The following is a 19,194-nucleotide window of genomic DNA, read 5'->3' on the forward strand; positions in this document are numbered from 1 at the left end:
CCAGCGTCCATTCGCCTCGCAAATTGGGTCACGGGCGCGCGATCACGCTCTTATAGGGTCATTGACATTGCTGGCCTGGTGATTGATGGAGGGGTTCAATGACCTACCCGCCCTCGGGGTTTCCGCCACCGTCCGGACCGTATTCGGCCCCGGACCCGTTCCAGGGGATGTCTCCACCGGCGTACCCCAACCCCTTCCAACAGGCGGGCCCGCCACCGTGGGCCCCCAACCCGTACGGGGCCGGCGCCTGGCAGGCGCCCGTGTTCCAGGCCGGGTACGGACAGGCTCCTCCGCCACCGGTACCCCCGAGGGGCAACAAGTGGTGGCTCGTGATCACGGTGGTGGTTGCCGTGGTCATTGCGGCCGCAGGCACCGGAACACTGCTGTGGTGGCTGAACGCCAGAGGCGGCGAAAGCGGCGGTGGGGATACCACGCTCTCAGCCGCATCGCCGCTTCCGACGTCGGTCCCGCCGTTGGGCGCCCTTCGACCGCCACGCGATCAACTGGTGCCCTCGCTCGAAAAGCCACTCGAGAAACCACGCTGGAGCTACAAGCCGGACAGCTTCAGAACCAGCATATTGGGCGGCGACGCCTACACAGTCGTGGTCAGTGTTGACAACTACCAACAGAACAAAGGTGTGCTCGCGGTGGACGCTGGGAACGGCCAGCCACGGTGGCCGAAGCCGGTGATGCCGGCCAGCCTGGCGGGCAGCAGCCTCAACAACATGTTCTCGGAATGCGTGATTGACCGGGCGGCCACGACCATCGGGTGTGCCTTCAGTGACGGTGTCCAATCCACCGACAGAGGCATCGTGCTCGTTTTTTTCGACACGGCAACCGGCGCCGAGAAGAACAGCACGAAGGTGCCCGGGACCTACTGGGGAGAAATCCGAGGTATGTACAGCGCCGGCGACGGGTTCGTCGTCGTGCTCGAAGATGAGGTGGTGGGCTACCGAGCAGACGCCTCGGTGGGTTGGCGCACCCCCAACAAGCAAGTGGATCCGAGGTCGACCGGTCACAAGAATGTGGCAGTTTACGGCGATCAGGGCATCGTCGTACTCCTGGACGGCCGGGTGCTCGACGCCAGTACCGGAAACCCCATCGTCCAAGGTGGCAGCGCTGTTGGAAGCGCTGCCTTCGCGTCGGGGTTTGGGTTGGCAGACGGACAGACGTTCGATTTCTATGATTTCGGCGGTACCAAGACAGCATCTTTCCCGAGTGAGGGCTTCACGTTTGTCGACGGGTTCGGAACCAACGGCCACCGCTGGTCGGTCGGCCTGAATCTGCAAACCTCCGGATCATCGGGCCTCTACTACCCATTGGCCTACAACGAGGCCAGCGGCGACCTGCGTGCCTTCGACCCGGCATCCGGCCGCGCCTTGTGGACCCGGCACGTTGGTCAGGACGGAACGCGCAGCATCGCGGCCTACGGCAACGGGACCACGTGTTTCATCCTCCTACGTGATGACAGTGCGGTGCGGGTGAAGGTGCAGACGTGTGAGACCGACAGTGACAACCCGTTTGTGGAGGCACCGACGGACGTCAGCGTCGGCACGTACCTCAGGTTCCTCGGGTCCGACGGTCAACGCATGCTGTTCGGTACTTACACCGAACACAACGACGAAGTACACAACGACGAAGTTGTGGCGATTGACGGGACAACGGGACAAGAGGTGTGGCGGAAGTCCGGCGTTTCCAACTTGGCGCTGTCACTGTGGGCAGGTGGTGGGCTGTACTCCACGTACGACGGGTTGTTCCGCTGGTTCTGACCCACACCGACTTCCCTGCCGAGCAGACGCTGCGGTACCCGAAACCGCGCGAATTGGGGTACCTCCGCGTCTGCTCGCGGAGAAACTAGGATGTGCAAGTATGCCGGTTGACCGCCTCCTGCCCACGGACGACGCTCGCGACCTCATCGCGCTGACCCGCGATGTCGCCGACAAGGTGCTCGACCCGATCGTCGACGAGTACGAGCGCGACGAGAAATATCCCGAGGGCGTCATGGCCCAACTCGGGGCGGCGGGGCTGCTGAGCCTGCCGCAGCCCGAACAGTGGGGTGGCGGTGGCCAGCCATACGAGGTCTACCTGCAGGTACTTGAGGAGATCGCCGCACGGTGGGCCGCGATCGGCGTCGCGGTCAGCGTGCACAGCCTCTCGTCGCACCCGCTGCTGGCCTACGGCACCGAGGAGCAGAAGAAACGCTGGCTGCCGGGCATGCTCTCGGGTGAGCAGATCGGCGCCTACAGCCTGTCCGAGCCGCAGGCCGGCTCCGATGCCGCGGCACTGAACTGCAAGGCCACCCGTGACGGCGACGCCTACCTCCTCAACGGGTCGAAGGCGTGGATCACCCACGGCGGAAAGGCCGATTTTTACACCTTGTTCGCCCGTACCGGTGAGGGCAGTAAGGGCATCTCGTGCTTCCTTGTCCCCGCCGATCTCGACGGCCTGAGTTTCGGTAAGCCCGAGGAGAAGATGGGCCTGCACGCGGTGCCCACCACCTCGGCGTTCTACGACAACGCCCGCCTGCCCGCCGACCGGCTGATCGGCACCGAAGGCCAGGGCCTTTCGATCGCCTTCTCAGCGCTGGACTCCGGCCGTCTCGGCATCGCCGCGGTCGCGGTCGGTATCGCGCAGGCCGCCCTGGACCAAGCCGTGCGGTACGCCAATGAGCGAACCACGTTCGGCCGCAAGATCATCGACCATCAGGGGCTCGGCTTCCTGCTGGCCGACATGGCCGCCGCGGTGGTCAGCGCACGGGCCACCTACGTCGACGCCGCGCGCAGACGGGATCAAGGCCTGCCCTACTCGACCCAGGCCAGCGTCGCGAAACTGATCGCCACCGACGCCGCGATGAAGGTCACCACCGATGCCGTGCAGGTGTTCGGCGGCGTCGGCTATACCCGCGACTTCCGCGTCGAGCGGTTCATGCGCGAAGCCAAGATCACCCAGATCTTCGAAGGCACCAATCAGATTCAGCGCCTGGTCATCTCGCGGGGGCTGGGGTCTTGAGGAACGGCGTCACCGCGGCCAGGAACTGATCGGGCTGCTCGACCATCGGCGTATGCCCGGAGCCCTTGATCACCACCGGCGGTAACCCGGCCGCGGTGTAGCGCTCCACATTGGACGCCGTCGGGGTCAGCACATCCTCATCGCCCCACAGCACCAGCACCGGCTTACCCAGTGCAGCAAGGGTTTCCACTGTCGGGTGCGGACCTTCGGTGGAGTCACACAACCCGGTGTAGGTGAGGCGCTCCAGCGAGCGGTGCGCGTAGTCGGGCACCGGGTAGTCCGCGGCAAACCCTGTCTGCAGCGAACCCTCGCTGATCACGTCGACGCCGCGGGCAAGGTCCATCGCCGGTCCGATCACCGGCCAGCACACCATCTTGCCCAACAGCGGCATGGTGACCAGATCATCGGCGGCCGGGGTATCCGAGACCACGACCCGCTCGACCAGATCGGGATACTGCCGGGCCAGTTCGGCCGAGACCGCTCCACCCATCGAATGCCCGACCAGCACCGCGCGCCGCACACCGAGCGCAACCAGCGCGTTGTGCACCGCCGTGGCCTGCTCGGCCGAGTGATAGGCGGCACCGTCGCTGGGCGCCTCCGAGCCACCGTGACCGACCAGATCGATCGCGATCACCCGCTGATCGCGGGCCAGCTGCGGGGCCACCGATTCCCACCACTCGATCGAGGCCGAGTACCCGTGCAGCAACACCACCGCACGCTCCCCCGGCGGCCCGTACTCCCGCACGTTGAGGTCCGGACCGTCCAGTTCCAGCACGTGCCCGCCCGCGAACGGCTCAGCCTGGCGATGCTCCTTGGTCACCACCAGTTCGTTCAGCAGCAACGCCGCCACGACCAGCAGCAGCACGCCCAGGGCGATGCGCAATTTCATGCTGCGCACGGTAACGCCGCGTCGTCGGTGTTGACCAGCCATTTTCCCCGGTGGTATCCGGTGCAGCGAACGGCCTCATAATGGCAGGTGCCATGACTGCACCCGCCCACTCCGCCACCGCCCCCCGGCACCGTATGCCGAACCGGGGCGTGCGCGCCGCCCGACGCGTCGCTGTCGGCCTGACAGCGGTGGCGGTGCTGGCCGGCACGGGCGCCGGCTGGGTGACCTATCACGGGGCGCTGGACGGCATCACCACGTCCAACGCACTGGAAGGCGGCCCGGTCTCCGCCGGGGATACCGAGAACATCCTGATCATGGGGCTGGACAGCAGGCTGGATCAGCACGGCAACCCGCTGCCCGAGGACATCTACGAGGCCTTGCACGCCGGTGACGAAACCGTCGGCGGCTACAACGCCAACGTGCTCATCGTGGTGCATCTGCCCGGCGACGGCGGCCCGGCCACCGCGTTCTCCATTCCCCGCGACGACTACGTCGAGCTGGCCGGCTGCGACGTCGACCCGTGCAAGGGCAAGGTCAAGCAGGCCTACGGCTGGGCCTATCAGCGCGAGATGGAAACTTTGGAGTCTTCGTCGTCCGAAGACCCGTCGGCGAACGAGCAGCAGGCCCGTGAGGCCGGACGCCGGGCCCAGATCGCCACCGTGCGCAACCTGCTCGGCATTCCCATCGACCATTTCGTCGAGGTCACGCTCGGCGCGTTCTTCCAGATCGCCAAGGCCGTGGCGCCGATCACGGTGTGTCTCAACGCCGATACCTCCGACCCCTACTCGGGGGCCGACTTCCGTCAGGGTGTGCAGCAGATCGACGCCGCGCAGGCGATGGCCTTCGTGCGTCAGCGCCGCGACGTCAACGACGAGAACTTCACCGACCTCGACCGCACCCGGCGCCAACAGGCATTCATCGCTGCGCTGGTGTCGGCCCTGGGTAAGAGCGGCGCCCTCTCCAGTCCCACCATGCTGCGCGATCTGCTCAATGTCACCAAGCAGAACGTCGCGCTCGATTCCGGCTTCGACCTGGCCAACTTCGCCAGCCGCGCCTCGGCACTGACCGGCGAGCCGCCGACGCTCTACACCCTGCCGATCAAGGAGTTCGGCCAGAACTCGCTGGGCGAGGACATCAACCTCGTGGATGTGCCGACGATCCGCAAGATCGTGCATGACCTCGTCTCCAAGGATGACGCCACGTCGTCATCGGCACCCACCGCGCCGGCGCATGTGCTCGAAGGCCATGGTGCGGTGCTCGACGTGATCAATGCCTCCACCTACACGGGGCTCGCGGCGCAACTCGAAATCACTTTTGCTGCAAATGGATTCACCGAGGGCCAGGTCGGCGATGCCGAATCTCTGGCCGCCGTCACCACCATCGGCTACGGGACCGGCGCCGAGGCGGCCGCCCAGTCGCTGGCCGACGAACTGGGCGTAATCGCCACCCCTTCATCCGAGGTGACTGCGGGGACGGTAAAGCTGACCCTCGGCACCGACTTTCCCGGCGAGGAGTACCTCACCGGATCGAGCGAGTCGTCCTCGAGCACGTCCTCAGACGAGTCGGATTCGACCTGGGATTCGACGTGGGAGTCCACCAGTGAGTCGACGGAGGAGACCACGCCCAGTACCCCGGTGACGACCGTGGCCGCGACCGCGACCGGCACCAAGTCCGCGGCGCCCACCGATCTGAGCCAGATGAAGGTCTCCGGTATTCCCTGCGTGAAATAGCCGCGGCTACAGCGTGACCCGGACCTGGGTGCCGAACCCGGCCTCCGAGCTGATCGCCATCGACCCGCCCATGGCATCGATACGAACCTGCAGCGAGGCCAGCCCGATGTGCCCCTCGGCGACGGCCGCGGCCAATGCCGACGGATCGAATCCGCTACCGTTGTCGGCCACGGTCAGCACGACGCGCTCCCCGGAACGGTAGAGACCGACCGAGATCGCGGTCGCCCCGGCATGTTTGTTGATGTTGGCCAGCAATTCACGGGCTGCGCGGTACAGCAGTGCCTGCCCAACGGGGCGCCCGACGTCCTCCAGATCCGCCCGCACGGTCAGATCGGGACGGGTCTCGTACTGGCGCAACAGTTCCCGCACGGCCGGGGTGAGCCCCAACTGAGCCAATACCTGGGGATGCAGCGCAGTGACCGTGGAACGCAGTCCGACCGCGGTCTCCTGCAACGCCGCGTGCACCCGGTCCAGGCCGGGATCTGCGATGCGTTCGCGGATCTCATCGAGGTCCAGGCGCGCGGCCAGCAGGGTCTGCAACGGCCCGTCGTGAAGATGTTCGGCCAGCTCGGCATTGCGCAGGTCGTCGGCCCGGGTGGATTCCGACACCAGCTGGCGGCGCACCTCCATCAACGTCCGCACCCGCGCCGAGCGGCGCGCCAGCACAAACGACAGCGCGGTCGACGCCACCGCCAGCCAGGCCAGAAAGCCCACGTGCATGTAGACGATGTCGGGCAGACCGACGTTGTCGTCGCGCTCGGAGTACAAGATCCACACCGCCAGGTATCCCAGTGCAGTGCTGACGCCGAGCAGCGCGGTCAGCCACGGACGGTCTTGGAACGCAACGGAGATGGGCAACAGGAAGAACACCGGCAGCAGCGCCGCGGTGGCCCCGCCCGACACCGCGCACAAGGCGACCAGCACCAGCACATCGACTGCGGTGGAGGCCCACTCCGCCCACCCCGGCATGGGCCCGCGGAACACCACCACCAGCCAGAGCACCGCGACGGCGGCGTACACGCTCAGGATCACCGCGTACAGGACGGGCAACCAGTGGTCGACATCCCACACCGAGACCAGCACCACGATCAGGCCGATCAGCGGAAGCCGCAGCAGCGCCGAGACGCGGACCGGTTGGTTGGTGAAGAACTCGACGACGCGCCCGCCTGCCATGTCAGTCCAGCAGCCGGCGGCGCATCGCCTCCGCGACTGCCGCGCCCCGGTCACTCACGCCCAGCTTCTCGTAGAGGCGTTGCACATGGGTCTTCACCGTCGACGGGGCCAGGAAAAGCTCCTTGGCCATCGCCGGGATGGACTGGCCCTTGGCGATCAGGTTGAGCACCTCGCGCTCGCGCGGGCTGAGCGCGGGGACGTCGGGTTCATTGCGACGACGGATCTCGCCGGCCAGCCCAGCCGCCAGGTTCGGGTCGAGTACGTCTCGGCCCTTGGCGCAGGACAGCACCGCGTTCACCAGCTCGCTGCGGGTGGACTCCTTGGACAGGAATCCGGCCGCGCCCTGCTGCAGCGCGGTGTACACGATTGCGGACTCGTCATGCGCGGAGACCAGCAACACCCGGGTGGGCAACTCGTCACGGCTGACCGCGGCGGCCACCTGGGCCCCGTCGAGTTGTGGCATCCGGTAATCCAGCAGGGCGACCTCCGGCTGGTGGGTCCTGATCAATTCCAGTGCGTCGGCGCCGTTGTCGGCCTCGGCCACCACGTCGATCTCGCCGCTGGAGGTCAAGGCACGCACCACACCCTCGCGAAACATCGGATGGTCATCACCCACGACCACCCGCACCTTTTCGGCCATGCGCCACAGCATGGCACAGCGCGGGTCGGTGATCAGCGCGTTTAGAGTCGGCGGTATGCATCTGGACGAGCTGCAGTGGTTCGTCGTGCTCGCCGAAACCGAGCACGTCACCGACGCCGCAGCCGAACTCGGCATCAGCCAGCCCACCCTGTCGCGTGCACTGGCCCGGCTCGAGGAGCAGGTGGGGGTTCCGCTGTTCGATCGGGTGAACCGGCGGCTTCGGCTCAACGCCTACGGGCACATACTGTTGGAGCACGCCCGCCGCAGTATCAGTGAAATCCGTTCGGCTACCGACAGAATTGCCGAGTTGCGTGATCCCGATACCGGGACGGTGCGGCTGGCCTTCCTGCATTCGCAGGCCGGCTGGTACGTGCCGGATCTGTTGCGCCGGTTCCGGACCGAGGCCCCGCTGGTGCGCTTCGAGCTGTTCCAGGGCGCGGCCCACGAGATCGTCGAACGCCTGGCCGGCGGCGAGGCCGACCTGGCGATCACCTCGCCGCGGCCGGACGGATACCGCTGGCGCGGGCTGTACATGGAACGGTTGTGCCTGGCAGTGCCGCGCGAGCACCGGTTCGCTCGCCGATCCAAGATCCGGCTGGCCGACGCCGGAGCCGAGCCCTTCGTCGCTCTGGCACCCGACTTCGGGTTGCGTCAGCTCACCGACGAACTGTGTGCCGAGGCCGGTATCTCGCCGCCGGTGGTGTTCGAGGCCATGGAGATCCCGACCATGGAGGGGCTGGTGGCCGCGGGTTTCGGCGTCGCGGTCGTCCCGGTGCCCCGGCCCGAACGCGCCGAACCGGGCGCCGCGTACGTGCCGCTGTCGGAAAGTTCGGCCAAACGCCAGATCGGGCTGACCTGGAACGCCGACCGCCCGCTGCCGCCCGCCGCGGCGCGTCTGGCCGAGTTCATCATGCAAAATGTTCATGAGCTTGACTAAAGTCATGCATTGGACACATCTTGGCCGGAGTCCTACCGTCGGCTGAGTGTCCTCCTCCCTGACCTCCGTTGACTGGCAGGGACATTCCCGTGGCTCGACCGAGTACCGGCGACTGCTGGCCGCATTGTTCTGCGCCGGGGTCGCCACCTTCGCGCAGTTGTACTCCCCGCAGGCCGTACTCCCGCTGATCGCCCAGGACATGGGCACCGGCGCCGCCCACGCCGCACTGATCATCTCGGCGGCCACCGTCGGCCTGGCGTTGGGCGTGATCCCGTGGTCGGCCCTGGCCGACCGCATCGGCCGCGTCCAGGCCATGACGATATCCATTACCGCGGCAACGATTCTCGGCTTGATCGTGCCCCTGGCGCCGGGGGCTGCGCTCCTGCTGTCCGGCCGGTTCCTCGAAGGGCTGATGCTGGGCGGGGTGCCCGCCGTGGCAATCGCGTATCTCACCGAGGAGATCGACGCCGGGCACGCCGCCCGCGCGGCAGGCACCTACGTCGCAGGCACCACCATCGGCGGGCTGGCCGGCCGCCTGGTCACCGGACCGATCGCCGAGTTCGCCGGATGGCGCGTCGGCGTGCTCGTGGTCGCGGCGCTGTGCGGCCTGTCGGCGTTCGCGTTCGTCAAACTCGCCCCACCTGCGCGGGGCTTCACCCCGGCCCGCACCCGCAACCTGGGCCGTCGACTGGCCGAGAACCTGCGCTCACCGCGTCAGCTCGTGCTCTACAGCCAGGGCTTCCTGCTGATGGGCGGGTTCGTGGCGATGTACAACTTTCTTGGTTTCCGGTTGATGGCCGCGCCGTTCAACCTGCCGCAGACCGTGGTCAGCTTGGTGTTCCTGGCGTATCTGGCCGGCACCTGGGCCTCGGCTCGGGCCGGCGCCGAAGCCACCCGGATCGGCCGCAAAACCGTGCTGCTCGGCTCGATCGCCACGATGATCGCCGGCGTCGCGATCACCCTGGCCGACAATGTCTTCCTGGTGCTGATCGGGCTCCTGATCGCCACCGCCGGGTTCTTCGGCGCGCACGCCATCGCCTCAGGCTGGGTCGGCGCCGCTGCCGGTGACGGCAGGGCCCAGGCGTCCTCGCTGTACAACCTCTTCTATTACGCGGGATCCAGTGTCATCGGCTGGGTCGGCGGCCTGGCCTTCGACTCCGCGGGTTGGCCGGCGGTGGCCGGCACCGTGATGGGCCTCGCCGTGGTCTCCGGGGTGTTGGCCTTGACGCTCACCGCGCGCGGCGAGCCGCGCACCTACCAGAGCTCGATATCGCGGCCGTACTCCGCCTCCGGGCGCGGGCCGAAGTAACGCCGCTGCGACTCGTCGATCGCGACGTCGTTGATGCTGGCCTCCCGCCGGGACATCAGACCCTCGGGGGTGAACTCCCACAACTCATTTCCGTAGCTGCGGTACCACTGGCCCGCTGCGTCGTGGCATTCGTACTGGAACCGCACCGCCATCCGGTTCCCCCGGAAGCCCCACAGGCTCTTGCGCAGTACATAGTCCAGTTCACGCTCCCACTTGGCGGTCAGGAACTCCACGATCTGCGCGCGCCCGACGACGTGCTGGTCTCGATTACGCCACTGCGAATCGGGTGTGTACGCCAGGCTGACCTTCTGCGGGTCACGCGTATTCCACGCATCCTCGGCGGCCTGAACCTTTTGCAGGGCTGTTTCCAGAGTGAAGGGCGGGAACGGCGGGCGGCTCGCGGGCGGGACGGGCGGGAGAGTTCCGGTCATACCACCTGTCTACCTGTCTAACCATGTGGCTATCGTGGCGGGCATGGACTTCGCACTGTCGGCCAAGGCCGCTGATTACCACTCCCGGCTCTCCGACTTCATGGTGCAAAACGTGTTCCCCGCCGAGGCGTCGTATCACGCATATCGCGAGGAGAAGGGCCCCAAGGACCACACGGTTCCGCCGGTCGTGGAGGAGCTCAAGGTCAAGGCGCGTGAGCAGGGCCTGTGGAACCTGTTCCTGCCGTCGGAGTCGGGGTTGACCAACCTGGAGTATGCGCCGCTGGCCGAGCTGTCGGGCTGGAGCATGGAGATCGCCCCCGAGGTGCTCAACTGTGCCGCACCCGATACCGGCAACATGGAGACCCTGCACCTGTTCGCAAATGAGGCGCAGAGCAAGCAGTGGCTGGAGCCACTCCTCAATGGTGAGATCCGCAGCGCGTTCGCGATGACCGAGCCGGCCGTCGCGTCCTCGGATGCCCGCAACATCGAGACCACGATGCTGCGCGACGGCGCCGATTATGTGATCAACGGCCGCAAGTGGTGGATCACCGGCGCGGCCGATCCGCGTTGCAAGCTGCTCATCGTGATGGGCCGGACCAACCCTGACGCCGCCTCCCACGCTCAGCAGTCGATGATCCTGGTGCCCGCCGATACTCCCGGGGTGCACATCCAGCGGTCACTGCCGGTGTTCGGCTGGCAGGACCAGCACGGCCACTGCGAGATCGTGTTCGACAACGTCCGGGTGCCCGCGGAGAACCTGCTGCACGAAGAGGGCAGCGGCTTCGCGATCGCCCAGGCCCGGCTGGGCCCGGGCCGCATCCACCACTGCATGCGCGCACTCGGTGCCGCCGAGCGGGCGTTGGCTTTGATGATCGATCGCGTGCAGACGCGGATCGCGTTCGGCAAGCCGTTGGCCGAGCAGGGTGTGGTACGCGAATCGATTGCCAAGTCCCGCAATGAGATCGACCAGGCCCGGCTGCTGTGCGAGAAGGCCGCCTGGAAGATCGACCAGGAAGGCAACAAGGCAGCCCACGTGCTGGTCTCCCAGATCAAGTCGGTGGCCCCGCAGGTCGCCTGCGATGTCATCGACCGCGCGATCCAGGTGCACGGCGCGGCCGGCGTCTGTGACGACGTCCCGCTGGCCCGGCTCTACGGCTGGCACCGCGCGATGCGGCTGTTCGACGGGCCCGACGAGGTACACATGCGCACCATCGCCCGAGCCGAACTCGGCCGCGAAAAGTCGCCTTTCGCAGCGGCGGTGACGGCGAAATGACCAGCAACGGCACCGAACTGGGAGAACTGTCGGGGGCGTGGAACTTTCGGGATGTCGCCGAGATCACCGGAATCCGGCCGGGTCTGCTGTACCGCTCGAGTGAGCTGAGCCGCCTCACCGACGACGGACGGGTGGCTTTTCGGGGGCTTGGCATCACCGACGTCGCCGATCTGCGCTCGCGTCAGGAGATCGAGCGGCGCGGACCGGGACAGGTGCCCGACGGTGTCACCGTCCACATGCTGCCGTTCCACCAGAGCGACGACTCCGAGCAGGACGCGCCACACGAGTCCACGTTTCAGCGGGTGATGGCCGAGTCGGGCGACGACGCGGATGTCGCTGCGTCGGCTCGCCGCTACATGACCGAGGTCTACGAGGAGTTCCCGAGCCTGCCCGGGGCGCATACCGCTGTACAGCAGGTGATTTCGCTGCTCGGCGCGAACCGCCCGGTGATCGCGCACTGCTTCGCGGGTAAGGACCGCACCGGGTTCACCGTGGCGACCGTGCTCACCGCGGTCGGGGTCAACCGCGACGCGGTGATCACCGATTTCCTGCGCAGCAACAATGCCGTCGCTGCCCTGCGAGAGCGCATCATGGAGTCGGTACGGGCCCGCGCAGATTCGGCCGAGGCCATCACCTACGCCGAGGCCCGACTGTCCGACGAAGTGCTCGGCGTGCGGGAGGAGTACCTCGACGCGGCGTGGAAGAAACTCGACGCGGCGTACGGGTCGGTGCAAGGTTTCCTCGAGGCGTCGGGGGTGTCTGCCGCGGAACTCTCCGCGCTGCGGGCCAACCTGGTCGGCTAGCCGCCAGGCGGCTGTGACTCGCCGTCCTCAAGCCGGACGGGTCACCGCCAGACTCACCCCGACCTCGTCGGCCACCTTCATCGCGCCCATCAGCATCGAGTACGGCTTGATGCCGAAATCGCTGTGCCGCACAACAGCCGTGCCGAGCAGGGACTCGTCGGAAACCTCGACCTCGACGGTCTGCTCAGCGGTGCGGCCGGCAAGGTCGAGAAGCCCCACGATCCGTACCGCGGAACCGGAGCGTTCGATCGATGTGGATCGGAATTGGGCCTGCGGAAACTTCTTCGCGCGCAATGTCTTCAAGGCATTGGATCGAATCAGAATCTTCTCGGCCCCTGACAACGGAGTCATACCGCCCTCACCCCGCAGCACGTCGAGGGAGTCGAGGTCAACCGTCATCTCGATCCCCGACGGCACCTCGCCGTCCCACTCCACGGTTGCGTGCCACGCGCGCATGGCGATGGTCAACCGATGCCCCATCCGGGACGCGCTGCCCGTGACACCCGTACGCAGCAGCAGTTCGCCGGAGTCGGGGCCCAGGGTCCACTGCGTCACGACGCGATCACCAGACCCACCACCCAGGTGATGGTGGCCAGCAGCGCACCCGTCAGCTCGACGCCCACTGACAACGCAACTCCCTTGAGCGCGTGGACAGTTGATGCCCAGGCCCGCCGGTAGTCGCGGCGTGACGCCAGTTCAGCCAGGTACACACCCGCGACGAAGCCGATCACCAGTCCGATCACCGGAATGACGAAGAAGCCGATCAGGCCGAGCACCCCACCAGCCGCCAGGCTCCAGAACCCCACCTCGGCCGCCCGCATTCGTCGTACCGGCCAGGCGTACTTGATCACCTCGGCCATCACGAAGAACACCGCCGCGACCCCGAGCGTCACCCAACCGACAGTGGCGTCCGTACCGGCCTTGACCTCCCAGATCGACCACACCGCGATCGCGGCGAAGACGAGCAATCCGCCGCCGGGCAGGACGGGCAGCACGATCCCGATAAGTCCGACGGCGATCACCAATGCGACAAGAACAACGCCGAGGGTGCTCACGGTTTCTGCCCGCGCACCCACTGCATGGTGCCCATGGTCTTGGACCGCACCCGTTCCAGACCCAGCCCCTCGAACCGGTCGGCGAGCTCATCTTCGGCGAAGAACCGCGCACCGCCCCTCGACAACAGCTGCGCGGGCCCCCGACTCGTCGCCGTGGGCACCATGATCGCCATCCGCCCGCCGGGACGCAGCACCCGCACCATCTCGGCCAGCGCCGCCTCCGCGTCGGGGATCAACTGCAACACGGCAATCGACGTCACCGCATCGAAGATACCGTCCCGGAACGGGAGTTTCTGGGCGTCGGCGCGCAGGAAGCCGACCTGGCGACCCGCTTCGGCCTCGACTGCGCGGGCCAACATCGGCTCGGAGATGTCCACACCGAACGCGAACCCGTCCAGCCCGGCCGACCGTGCCAGCGGCCGTCACATTGCCCGGACCGCTGCCCACATCGAGCGCGAGTCCGCCGGGCGGGATGTCCAGCCATTCGGTGGGCTCCTGCCACGCTGTCATCAGTTTGCGGCCGAGGGCCTGAGCGTTGTCGTAGAGCATCGACCCGACCGGGGACGCCCACACCTTCTGGATGAGACCCGCGTTCTTCGGGGCGTCACTGCCGTCGCCCAACAGGTCGAGATACCCCTTGCTGACGTCCGGCTCCGCCGGCGGATCGATCAGGAGATCCAGTGCCTTGCGCAGTGCCTGGCTCGATGCGGTGTCCACACCCCTACGCTACGCACCAAGTTGGTCGGCGAGGTCGACAAAATCCGTCGCGATGATGTCGAAACCCTCCGCTGTGACGTCGTGCTGAGTCCTATCCGGGCCGTACTCCAGTGGCCGGGCCACGTACGCGGTCCCGAGTCCAGCGGCGCGGGCGGCCCGCAGGTCGGACGGATGGGCCGCAACCAGAGTCAGTTCTTCGGGTGCGATGCCGAGCAGGTCGGCACAGCCCTGATAGGCCTCAGGGTCGGGCTTGTAGTGCCGGAACAGCTCTGCCGAGACGACGCAATCCCAGGGCAGCCCGGCATGTTTGGCCATGTTGGTGAGCAGTGAGACGTTGCCGTTCGACAACGTCGTGATGAGGTAGCGCTGCTTGAGCCGGCGCAGCCCGGCCACCGAGTCCGGCCACGGGGCCAGCCGGTGCCAGGCCCGGTTGAGGTGGTCGATCTCGGCAGAGCCAGCCTCGACCCCGGCCTGCTCGAGCAGCGAGACCAGGATCGCGCGATGCAGATCGTCGATCCTGGTCCAGGGCAGCTCACCGCGGCGCACCCGGTCCATCGCCGGGACATAGCCGGCCCGCCAACTGTCAGCAAAGGCCGGCCAATCCCGTTGCAGCCCGCGGCTTTTCCCGAAGGCTTCCAGCTCGCCGATGATGCTGGACCGCCAGTCGACGACGGTACCGAACACATCGAAAGCCAGGGCCCTCATTTATGGCTCCAGGACGAGCTTCCCGCGCACCTGCCCATTGGCCAGCGCATCAAGCGCGGCCGCACCCTCGGACAGCGGGAACCGTACCGGTGGCGGCGGACGCAGCCCGCCGGCCACCAGCTTGTTCAGCTCGGCCCCGACCTGGGCCTGAGCGGCCGGGCTGCGACGCACGAACTCGCCCCAACCGACACCGACCACGCTGACGTTGCGCAGCAACAGCCGATTCACCTTGACCGTCGGGATTCCGCCGCCCGCAGCGAATCCGATAACCAGAAGCCGACCCTCGGGCGCGAGAACCCGGATGGCGTCGTCGAAGGCCTCACCGCCGATCGGGTCCACGACCAGATCGACACCTTCACCTCCGGTGGCGTCCATTACCGCCTGGCGCCAGCCTTCGGTCAGCGGCAGCACCACATCGGCACCCAGTGACGAGACGAAATCCTCGGCCCCGGACCGGTGCACCATCGCAATGACCTTGGCGCCCATGGCCTTCGCCAGCTGGATCGACGCGGCGCCGATGCCGCCGGCCGCGCCGAGAACCAGGACGGTCTCCCCCGGCAGCAGCCCGCCGCGGCGGGCCAGTGCGAACTGCATCGTGTAGTAGTTGCCCAGCAGCGATGCCGCCTGGCCGTCGTCGAGACCGTCGGCGGTGGGAATCACATTGGCCGGCAGGGCCGCCACCTGCTCGGCATACCCGCCGAGCATTGTCATCGCCGACACCCGCTGGCCCGCAGTGAATCCCGAACCCTCGGGCGCCGAGCGCACCGTTCCGGCCACCTCCATACCGGGGGTGAACGGCGGTTCCAGCCGCAGCTGGTACTCGCCGCGCAACAACAGCAGATCGGGGAAGCAGACACCGGCGGCGCCGACGTCGATGATCACCATGTCCTTGGACACTGGATCATCCACATCGACGTACGCCAGCCCGGACGTACCGGTAAGAGCCCGCGCTACAAGCGCCTTCACGAATTTCAGCCGAGCTTGAAGCTGGCCTGCTGAGCGGCGGACAGATCGGTGATCTCGCCCCACTTGGCGGCGATGTCATCGACCGAAGGCACCTCGGTGAAGGTGACGCCGTCGTTCTGGAACAGCGCGGTGCGCTGCACCTTGCCGCCACCGACGATGAACACCGAATCGGTGTCGGGCAGTTCCTCGGTCATCAGGTAGGCCACCACCGGCGCAACGTACTCGGGCGTGAGCTTCTCGAACACCTCGGGCGGCAGGATGTCCTGCGTCATGCGGGTCGCGGCGATCGGGGCGACCGCGTTGGTCTTGATGTTGTACTTGGCGCCTTCCTGGGCCAGCGTGTTGATCAGACCGACCAGGCCGAGCTTGGCGGCACCGTAGTTGGCCTGACCGAAGTTGCCGAACAGGCCACTGGTGGAGGTGGCGACGACGACGCGGCCGAAGCTCTGCTCACGGAAGTGCGGCCAGGCGGCGCGGATGACGTTGTAGCCACCGTAGAGGTGCACCTTCAGCACGGCGTCCCACTGCTCGAACGTCATCTTGTGGAACGTGCCGTCACGCAGGATGCCCGCGTTGGAGACCACGCCGTCGACCTTGCCGAACTCGTCGATCGCGGTCTTGATGATGTTCTCGGCGCCCTCGGACTCGGCGACACTGTCGTAGTTGGCGACGGCACGGCCACCGGCGGCCTTGATCTCGGCCACGACCTCGTCGGCCATGTTGTGTCCGGCCCCGGACCCGTCACGGGCACCGCCCAGGTCATTGACGACGACGCTGGCGCCCTCGCGTGCGAGCGTCAGGGCGTATTCACGGCCCAGACCTCCACCGGCACCGGTGACGACGACAACGCGATCCTGCACTCCTGGCATGGGGATTCCTCCTCGATAACGGGCCGGGAAACGGCTCAGCTCCCCTCCTGTATACGGCGGGCGGATAACTCCCGGTTAACCGGGTCGGTTAGCGCTCATTCGGGGCGTGGCTGACGTGTTTCTGCCATCCGGCAGTCAATTGCCGCCAACGTCGCCGATCCGGAAATCAACGACCCTCCCCTTTAGTTGAACCAATCAGGAAAGCAACGAGTTGGGAAGAGGCAGAGGAAATGAAGAAGTTCGGAATTAGGGCTGGGATGAGCACAGTTGTCGCCGGCGGCCTGGCCGCCGCAGTTCTGGGCCTGGCCGGCCCGGCTTCCGCCGATGTGTCCCACCATGACTGGCTGAATCAGATCGGTCCGCACGTGACCGTGCCGCACGTCGACACCACGGTGCACCAGAGCCACTGAGTCGGAGTCGGTGACCACCGTCACCGCGGAAGCGAGCGGTCAACAGGAATAAACCCCCAGGTCCGGCGGTTGATCCAAAGCGGAATGTGTTACCAAACAGGATTGAAATAAATGAAAAAGTTCGGAATTCCCGCAGTGCTCGTGAGCGGAGTGGCCACCGCCCTTCTGGGGCTGTCCGCACCCGCCTCGGCCGGCGTCGACCATCACCTCTGGGTGCATCAGATGCACCAGAAGGCGACTGCTCCTCAGGTCGACACCACCGTCAAGCACTCCAACGTAAATCGCACCAAGGCGACGTCGAACCGCTGATCCGCAACGAAAACGAAAGGGGCGCCCCATAATCGGGGCGCCCCTTTCGTTATGTCGGAGGTCGGGTTCAGAGCTTTTCGGCAGTCACGAACATGGAGAAAGCCCGATTGTCGTCGTGCTCGATCTCGACGTAACGGCCCAGGCGGCGCATCTCGTCGAGCGAGTGCACACCGTCGGCGTTCCAACCGTGAGAACCCAGCCACTCCGCAACATCGGCGCGGTCGGGATCCTCGTAGATCAGGTCCTGGATGTTCAGCGCCTGCTCCATGTTGAACTGCGCGGCGAAGCGTTCGAAACGCTCGCGCATCTCTTCGCGACGCTCGCTCGCGGTCACCCCGGCGGTCTCGGCCGCGATCCGGCTTCCCGGGGCGGACAACTCGGTAACCAGGTCGAACAGTCGATCCTGGGCATCGGCAGGCAGGTACATAAGCAGGCCCTCGGCCAGCCACGCGGTCGGCTGCGCATCGTCAAAGCCCGCTTCCCGCAACGCCTTCGGCCAATCCTGACGCAGGTCGATCGCCACCTCACGCCGCTGCGCGGACGGCTGCGCACCGTGGGCGGCCAGGGTTTCGGCCTTGTACTGCAGCACCTTGGGCTGGTCGATCTCGAACACCGTGGTGCCGGCCGGCAACTCGATCCGGTACGCCCGGGAATCCAGGCCCGAGGCCAGGATCACGATCTGACGAATACCGGCGTCGGCCGCAGCGGTGAAGTACTCGTCGAAGAAGTGCGTGCGCACCGCCTGATAGCTGCCCATGTGCTCGAAGATCTTGGCGGCCTCGGCGTCGACCGCCTCGATCTTGGCGACCACGTCCTGGTCGAGCAGGGTTTCCCAGAAGCCGGTTCCGGCACCGGCCACCAGGATCGCCGCGTATGGGTCACGGATCAGTGGGTTCTCGCGTCCAGTCTCCCCGGCCCGGGCGGCGGCGACCATCACGGCCGTCGACCCCACGCTGGTGGCGATGTCCCAGGTGTCGTCGTGGCTACGCAGTGAGCTCATCGGGTTTCTCCGTCCAATCGGGCGCGCAACAGCACGCTGTCCAAACCGATTTCAGCAAGTTCGTCGGCATCGGCTGCGCGGCCCAACCGGGCCATCTCGTCGGCGCTGGCTACAGCGTCGACCTCCCAGCCGTGCGCGGCGAGCCACTCGGCGGCGCCGACCCGCTCGTCACCGGTGTACATCAGTGCGTCGACGTCGATGTCGAGCCCCAGCGAGGCACGCATGCGCTCGCCGCGGGCCCGGCGGGCAGCGCGCTTCTCCGGGGTGTACCGAGCCGGGTCCATCACGAAGTCCTCGACCGCAATGCGACTGCCGGGTGCGCTGTGTGCGCCGACGAGTTCGAACAGCCGGTCCTGGGCGTCGGCGGGCAGGTACGGCAGCAGCCCCTCGGCCAGCCACGCGGTGGGCTGCTCAGGATCGAAGCCTGCCTCGATCAGGGCTGCCGGCCAGTCCTCGCGCAGGTCGATCGGCACCGGGACGTGCTGTGCCCGGGCCAGCGCCCCGTGCGCCTGCAACGTCTCGGTCTTGTAGTGCAGCACCTTGGGCTGATCGATCTCGTAGACCGTGGTGCCGGCCGGCCAGTCCAGCCGGAACGCCCGCGAGTCCAGGCCGGCGGCCAGGATCACGATCTGACGGATGCCGTCGTGGGTGACCTCGGTGAAGTAGTCGTCGAAGTAGTGGGTGCGTACGGCCTGGTAGTTGCGGGCCATGTCGTGGATGCGGTGTGCCGCCGGATCGTCACCGATCCAGTGCGGTTCGCTGCTGGCCAACTGTGCCCACCCCGGACCGGCGGCCGTCACGAGAAGGAAGGCGAACTCGTCACGAACCAGGGGTTCGGGTTGCGCCGTCTCAGCAGCACGGGAGGCGGCCACCCCCAGCGCCGTCGCTCCGACGCTCTCGGTGATGTCCCAACTGTCGCCGTCGACTCGTCCGGGCCGTATGTCACTCAGATCAGTCATTTGCTGATCC

20 protein-coding genes and 1 pseudogene are annotated in these 19,194 nt (G+C 66.9%); 9 read left to right on the forward strand and 12 right to left on the reverse strand.

Going from position 1 to position 19,194, the window contains the following annotated elements; all coding sequences use genetic code 11:
* Positions 1-98: 98 nt before the first annotated feature.
* Positions 99-1,769 carry a hypothetical protein gene (locus tag JOF57_RS24590; protein WP_209921281.1) on the forward strand — a complete coding sequence of 557 codons (1,671 nt, stop codon included), beginning with the start codon at positions 99-101 and terminating at the stop codon, positions 1,767-1,769.
* Between the two features lie 100 nt (positions 1,770-1,869).
* Positions 1,870-3,009 (forward strand): acyl-CoA dehydrogenase family protein, encoded by a 1,140-nt coding sequence (locus JOF57_RS24595; protein ID WP_209921284.1) that lies wholly within the window; start codon positions 1,870-1,872, stop codon positions 3,007-3,009.
* Here the strand turns inward: JOF57_RS24595 and JOF57_RS24600 are convergent.
* Positions 2,984-3,898, reverse strand: coding sequence for an alpha/beta fold hydrolase (locus tag JOF57_RS24600; protein ID WP_209921286.1), 915 nt, complete (start codon positions 3,896-3,898; stop codon positions 2,984-2,986). The two genes, JOF57_RS24595 and JOF57_RS24600, sit on opposite strands and share 26 nt — an antisense overlap.
* A gap of 92 nt (positions 3,899-3,990) precedes the next feature.
* Here JOF57_RS24600 and JOF57_RS24605 point away from each other — a divergent pair, with 92 nt between their 5' ends.
* Complete coding sequence (locus JOF57_RS24605; RefSeq protein ID WP_209921289.1) at positions 3,991-5,628, forward strand: LCP family protein; 1,638 nt, start codon at positions 3,991-3,993, stop codon at positions 5,626-5,628.
* Between the two features lie 6 nt (positions 5,629-5,634).
* Here the strand turns inward: JOF57_RS24605 and JOF57_RS24610 are convergent, their stop codons facing one another.
* Entirely contained in the window at positions 5,635-6,801 is a 1,167-nt protein-coding gene (locus JOF57_RS24610) for a sensor histidine kinase (RefSeq protein WP_209921291.1), read from the reverse strand.
* A gap of 1 nt (position 6,802) precedes the next feature.
* The gene (locus JOF57_RS24615) at positions 6,803-7,441 is read right to left on the reverse strand and encodes a response regulator (RefSeq protein WP_234938240.1); all 639 of its coding nucleotides are present in this window, start codon (positions 7,439-7,441) and stop codon (positions 6,803-6,805) included.
* A 55-nt stretch (positions 7,442-7,496) separates the two neighbouring features.
* On the opposite strand from JOF57_RS24615, the gene JOF57_RS24620 reads away from it, so the two are divergent.
* Positions 7,497-8,378, forward strand: coding sequence for a LysR family transcriptional regulator (locus tag JOF57_RS24620; protein ID WP_209921296.1), 882 nt, complete (start codon positions 7,497-7,499; stop codon positions 8,376-8,378).
* Between the two features lie 46 nt (positions 8,379-8,424).
* Positions 8,425-9,687: an MFS transporter gene (locus JOF57_RS24625; protein WP_307870096.1), complete on the forward strand. Its 1,263-nt coding sequence runs from the start codon at positions 8,425-8,427 to the stop codon at positions 9,685-9,687.
* Here the strand turns inward: JOF57_RS24625 and JOF57_RS24630 are convergent.
* Positions 9,633-10,118, reverse strand: coding sequence for a nuclear transport factor 2 family protein (locus JOF57_RS24630; protein ID WP_209921298.1), 486 nt, complete (start codon positions 10,116-10,118; stop codon positions 9,633-9,635). The two genes, JOF57_RS24625 and JOF57_RS24630, sit on opposite strands and share 55 nt — an antisense overlap.
* Positions 10,119-10,161: 43 nt before the next feature.
* Here JOF57_RS24630 and JOF57_RS24635 point away from each other — a divergent pair, with 43 nt between their 5' ends.
* Positions 10,162-11,391 (forward strand): acyl-CoA dehydrogenase family protein, encoded by a 1,230-nt coding sequence (locus JOF57_RS24635; protein ID WP_209921301.1) that lies wholly within the window; start codon positions 10,162-10,164, stop codon positions 11,389-11,391.
* Entirely contained in the window at positions 11,388-12,194 is an 807-nt protein-coding gene (locus tag JOF57_RS24640) for a tyrosine-protein phosphatase (protein WP_209921303.1), read from the forward strand. Before JOF57_RS24635 ends, JOF57_RS24640 begins: the two co-directional genes overlap by 4 nt.
* 27 nt (positions 12,195-12,221) lie before the next feature.
* Here JOF57_RS24640 and JOF57_RS24645 read toward each other — a convergent pair whose 3' ends face one another.
* The 6 genes and pseudogenes from JOF57_RS24645 to JOF57_RS24670 all read right to left on the reverse strand — a co-directional run bounded on the left by JOF57_RS24645 (position 12,222) and on the right by JOF57_RS24670 (position 16,506).
* The gene (locus tag JOF57_RS24645; RefSeq protein ID WP_209921316.1) at positions 12,222-12,749 is read right to left on the reverse strand and encodes a YceI family protein; all 528 of its coding nucleotides are present in this window, start codon (positions 12,747-12,749) and stop codon (positions 12,222-12,224) included.
* Complete coding sequence (locus tag JOF57_RS24650; RefSeq protein ID WP_209921319.1) at positions 12,746-13,249, reverse strand: DUF456 domain-containing protein; 504 nt, start codon at positions 13,247-13,249, stop codon at positions 12,746-12,748. Before JOF57_RS24650 ends, JOF57_RS24645 begins: the two co-directional genes overlap by 4 nt.
* Positions 13,246-13,966, reverse strand: a pseudogene (locus tag JOF57_RS24655) (class I SAM-dependent methyltransferase). The gene JOF57_RS24650 and the pseudogene JOF57_RS24655 overlap by 4 nt, the downstream one beginning before the upstream one ends.
* A gap of 9 nt (positions 13,967-13,975) precedes the next feature.
* Entirely contained in the window at positions 13,976-14,671 is a 696-nt protein-coding gene (locus tag JOF57_RS24660) for a haloacid dehalogenase type II (RefSeq protein ID WP_209921321.1), read from the reverse strand.
* Complete coding sequence (locus JOF57_RS24665) at positions 14,672-15,637, reverse strand: NADPH:quinone oxidoreductase family protein (RefSeq protein ID WP_209921324.1); 966 nt, start codon at positions 15,635-15,637, stop codon at positions 14,672-14,674.
* A 5-nt stretch (positions 15,638-15,642) separates the two neighbouring features.
* Positions 15,643-16,506, reverse strand: coding sequence for an SDR family oxidoreductase (locus tag JOF57_RS24670; protein ID WP_209921327.1), 864 nt, complete (start codon positions 16,504-16,506; stop codon positions 15,643-15,645).
* 230 nt (positions 16,507-16,736) lie between these two features.
* Between JOF57_RS24670 and JOF57_RS24675 the strand changes: the two genes are divergently transcribed.
* Together JOF57_RS24675 and JOF57_RS24680 are read left to right on the forward strand one after the other, a co-directional pair.
* Complete coding sequence (locus JOF57_RS24675; RefSeq protein ID WP_209921330.1) at positions 16,737-16,916, forward strand: hypothetical protein; 180 nt, start codon at positions 16,737-16,739, stop codon at positions 16,914-16,916.
* 111 nt (positions 16,917-17,027) lie between these two features.
* Positions 17,028-17,225: a hypothetical protein gene (locus JOF57_RS24680; RefSeq protein WP_209921332.1), complete on the forward strand. Its 198-nt coding sequence runs from the start codon at positions 17,028-17,030 to the stop codon at positions 17,223-17,225.
* Positions 17,226-17,292: 67 nt separating this feature from the next.
* Here JOF57_RS24680 and JOF57_RS24685 read toward each other — a convergent pair whose 3' ends face one another.
* Both JOF57_RS24685 and JOF57_RS24690 read right to left on the reverse strand, forming a co-directional pair.
* Positions 17,293-18,225 carry a class I SAM-dependent methyltransferase gene (locus tag JOF57_RS24685; RefSeq protein WP_209921334.1) on the reverse strand — a complete coding sequence of 311 codons (933 nt, stop codon included), beginning with the start codon at positions 18,223-18,225 and terminating at the stop codon, positions 17,293-17,295.
* Positions 18,222-19,184 (reverse strand): SAM-dependent methyltransferase, encoded by a 963-nt coding sequence (locus JOF57_RS24690; protein ID WP_209921337.1) that lies wholly within the window; start codon positions 19,182-19,184, stop codon positions 18,222-18,224. The genes JOF57_RS24685 and JOF57_RS24690 overlap by 4 nt, the downstream gene beginning before the upstream one ends.
* Between the last annotated feature and the right edge of the window lie 10 nt (positions 19,185-19,194).

This window comes from Mycolicibacterium lutetiense (assembly GCF_017876775.1).
Classification (GTDB): domain Bacteria; phylum Actinomycetota; class Actinomycetes; order Mycobacteriales; family Mycobacteriaceae; genus Mycobacterium; species Mycobacterium lutetiense.

Coding starts and splice junctions, on each gene's coding strand:
- JOF57_RS24590 (WP_209921281.1), top strand. CDS start 99: ATGACCTACCCGCCCTCGGGGTTTCCGCCACCGTCCGGACCGTATTCG.
- JOF57_RS24595 (WP_209921284.1), top strand. CDS start 1,870: ATGCCGGTTGACCGCCTCCTGCCCACGGACGACGCTCGCGACCTCATC.
- JOF57_RS24600 (WP_209921286.1), bottom strand. CDS start 3,898: ATGAAATTGCGCATCGCCCTGGGCGTGCTGCTGCTGGTCGTGGCGGCG.
- JOF57_RS24605 (WP_209921289.1), top strand. CDS start 3,991: ATGACTGCACCCGCCCACTCCGCCACCGCCCCCCGGCACCGTATGCCG.
- JOF57_RS24610 (WP_209921291.1), bottom strand. CDS start 6,801: ATGGCAGGCGGGCGCGTCGTCGAGTTCTTCACCAACCAACCGGTCCGC.
- JOF57_RS24615 (WP_234938240.1), bottom strand. CDS start 7,441: ATGGCCGAAAAGGTGCGGGTGGTCGTGGGTGATGACCATCCGATGTTT.
- JOF57_RS24620 (WP_209921296.1), top strand. CDS start 7,497: ATGCATCTGGACGAGCTGCAGTGGTTCGTCGTGCTCGCCGAAACCGAG.
- JOF57_RS24630 (WP_209921298.1), bottom strand. CDS start 10,118: ATGACCGGAACTCTCCCGCCCGTCCCGCCCGCGAGCCGCCCGCCGTTC.
- JOF57_RS24635 (WP_209921301.1), top strand. CDS start 10,162: ATGGACTTCGCACTGTCGGCCAAGGCCGCTGATTACCACTCCCGGCTC.
- JOF57_RS24640 (WP_209921303.1), top strand. CDS start 11,388: ATGACCAGCAACGGCACCGAACTGGGAGAACTGTCGGGGGCGTGGAAC.
- JOF57_RS24660 (WP_209921321.1), bottom strand. CDS start 14,671: ATGAGGGCCCTGGCTTTCGATGTGTTCGGTACCGTCGTCGACTGGCGG.
- JOF57_RS24670 (WP_209921327.1), bottom strand. CDS start 16,506: ATGCCAGGAGTGCAGGATCGCGTTGTCGTCGTCACCGGTGCCGGTGGA.
- JOF57_RS24675 (WP_209921330.1), top strand. CDS start 16,737: ATGAAGAAGTTCGGAATTAGGGCTGGGATGAGCACAGTTGTCGCCGGC.
- JOF57_RS24680 (WP_209921332.1), top strand. CDS start 17,028: ATGAAAAAGTTCGGAATTCCCGCAGTGCTCGTGAGCGGAGTGGCCACC.
- JOF57_RS24685 (WP_209921334.1), bottom strand. CDS start 18,225: ATGAGCTCACTGCGTAGCCACGACGACACCTGGGACATCGCCACCAGC.
- JOF57_RS24690 (WP_209921337.1), bottom strand. CDS start 19,184: ATGACTGATCTGAGTGACATACGGCCCGGACGAGTCGACGGCGACAGT.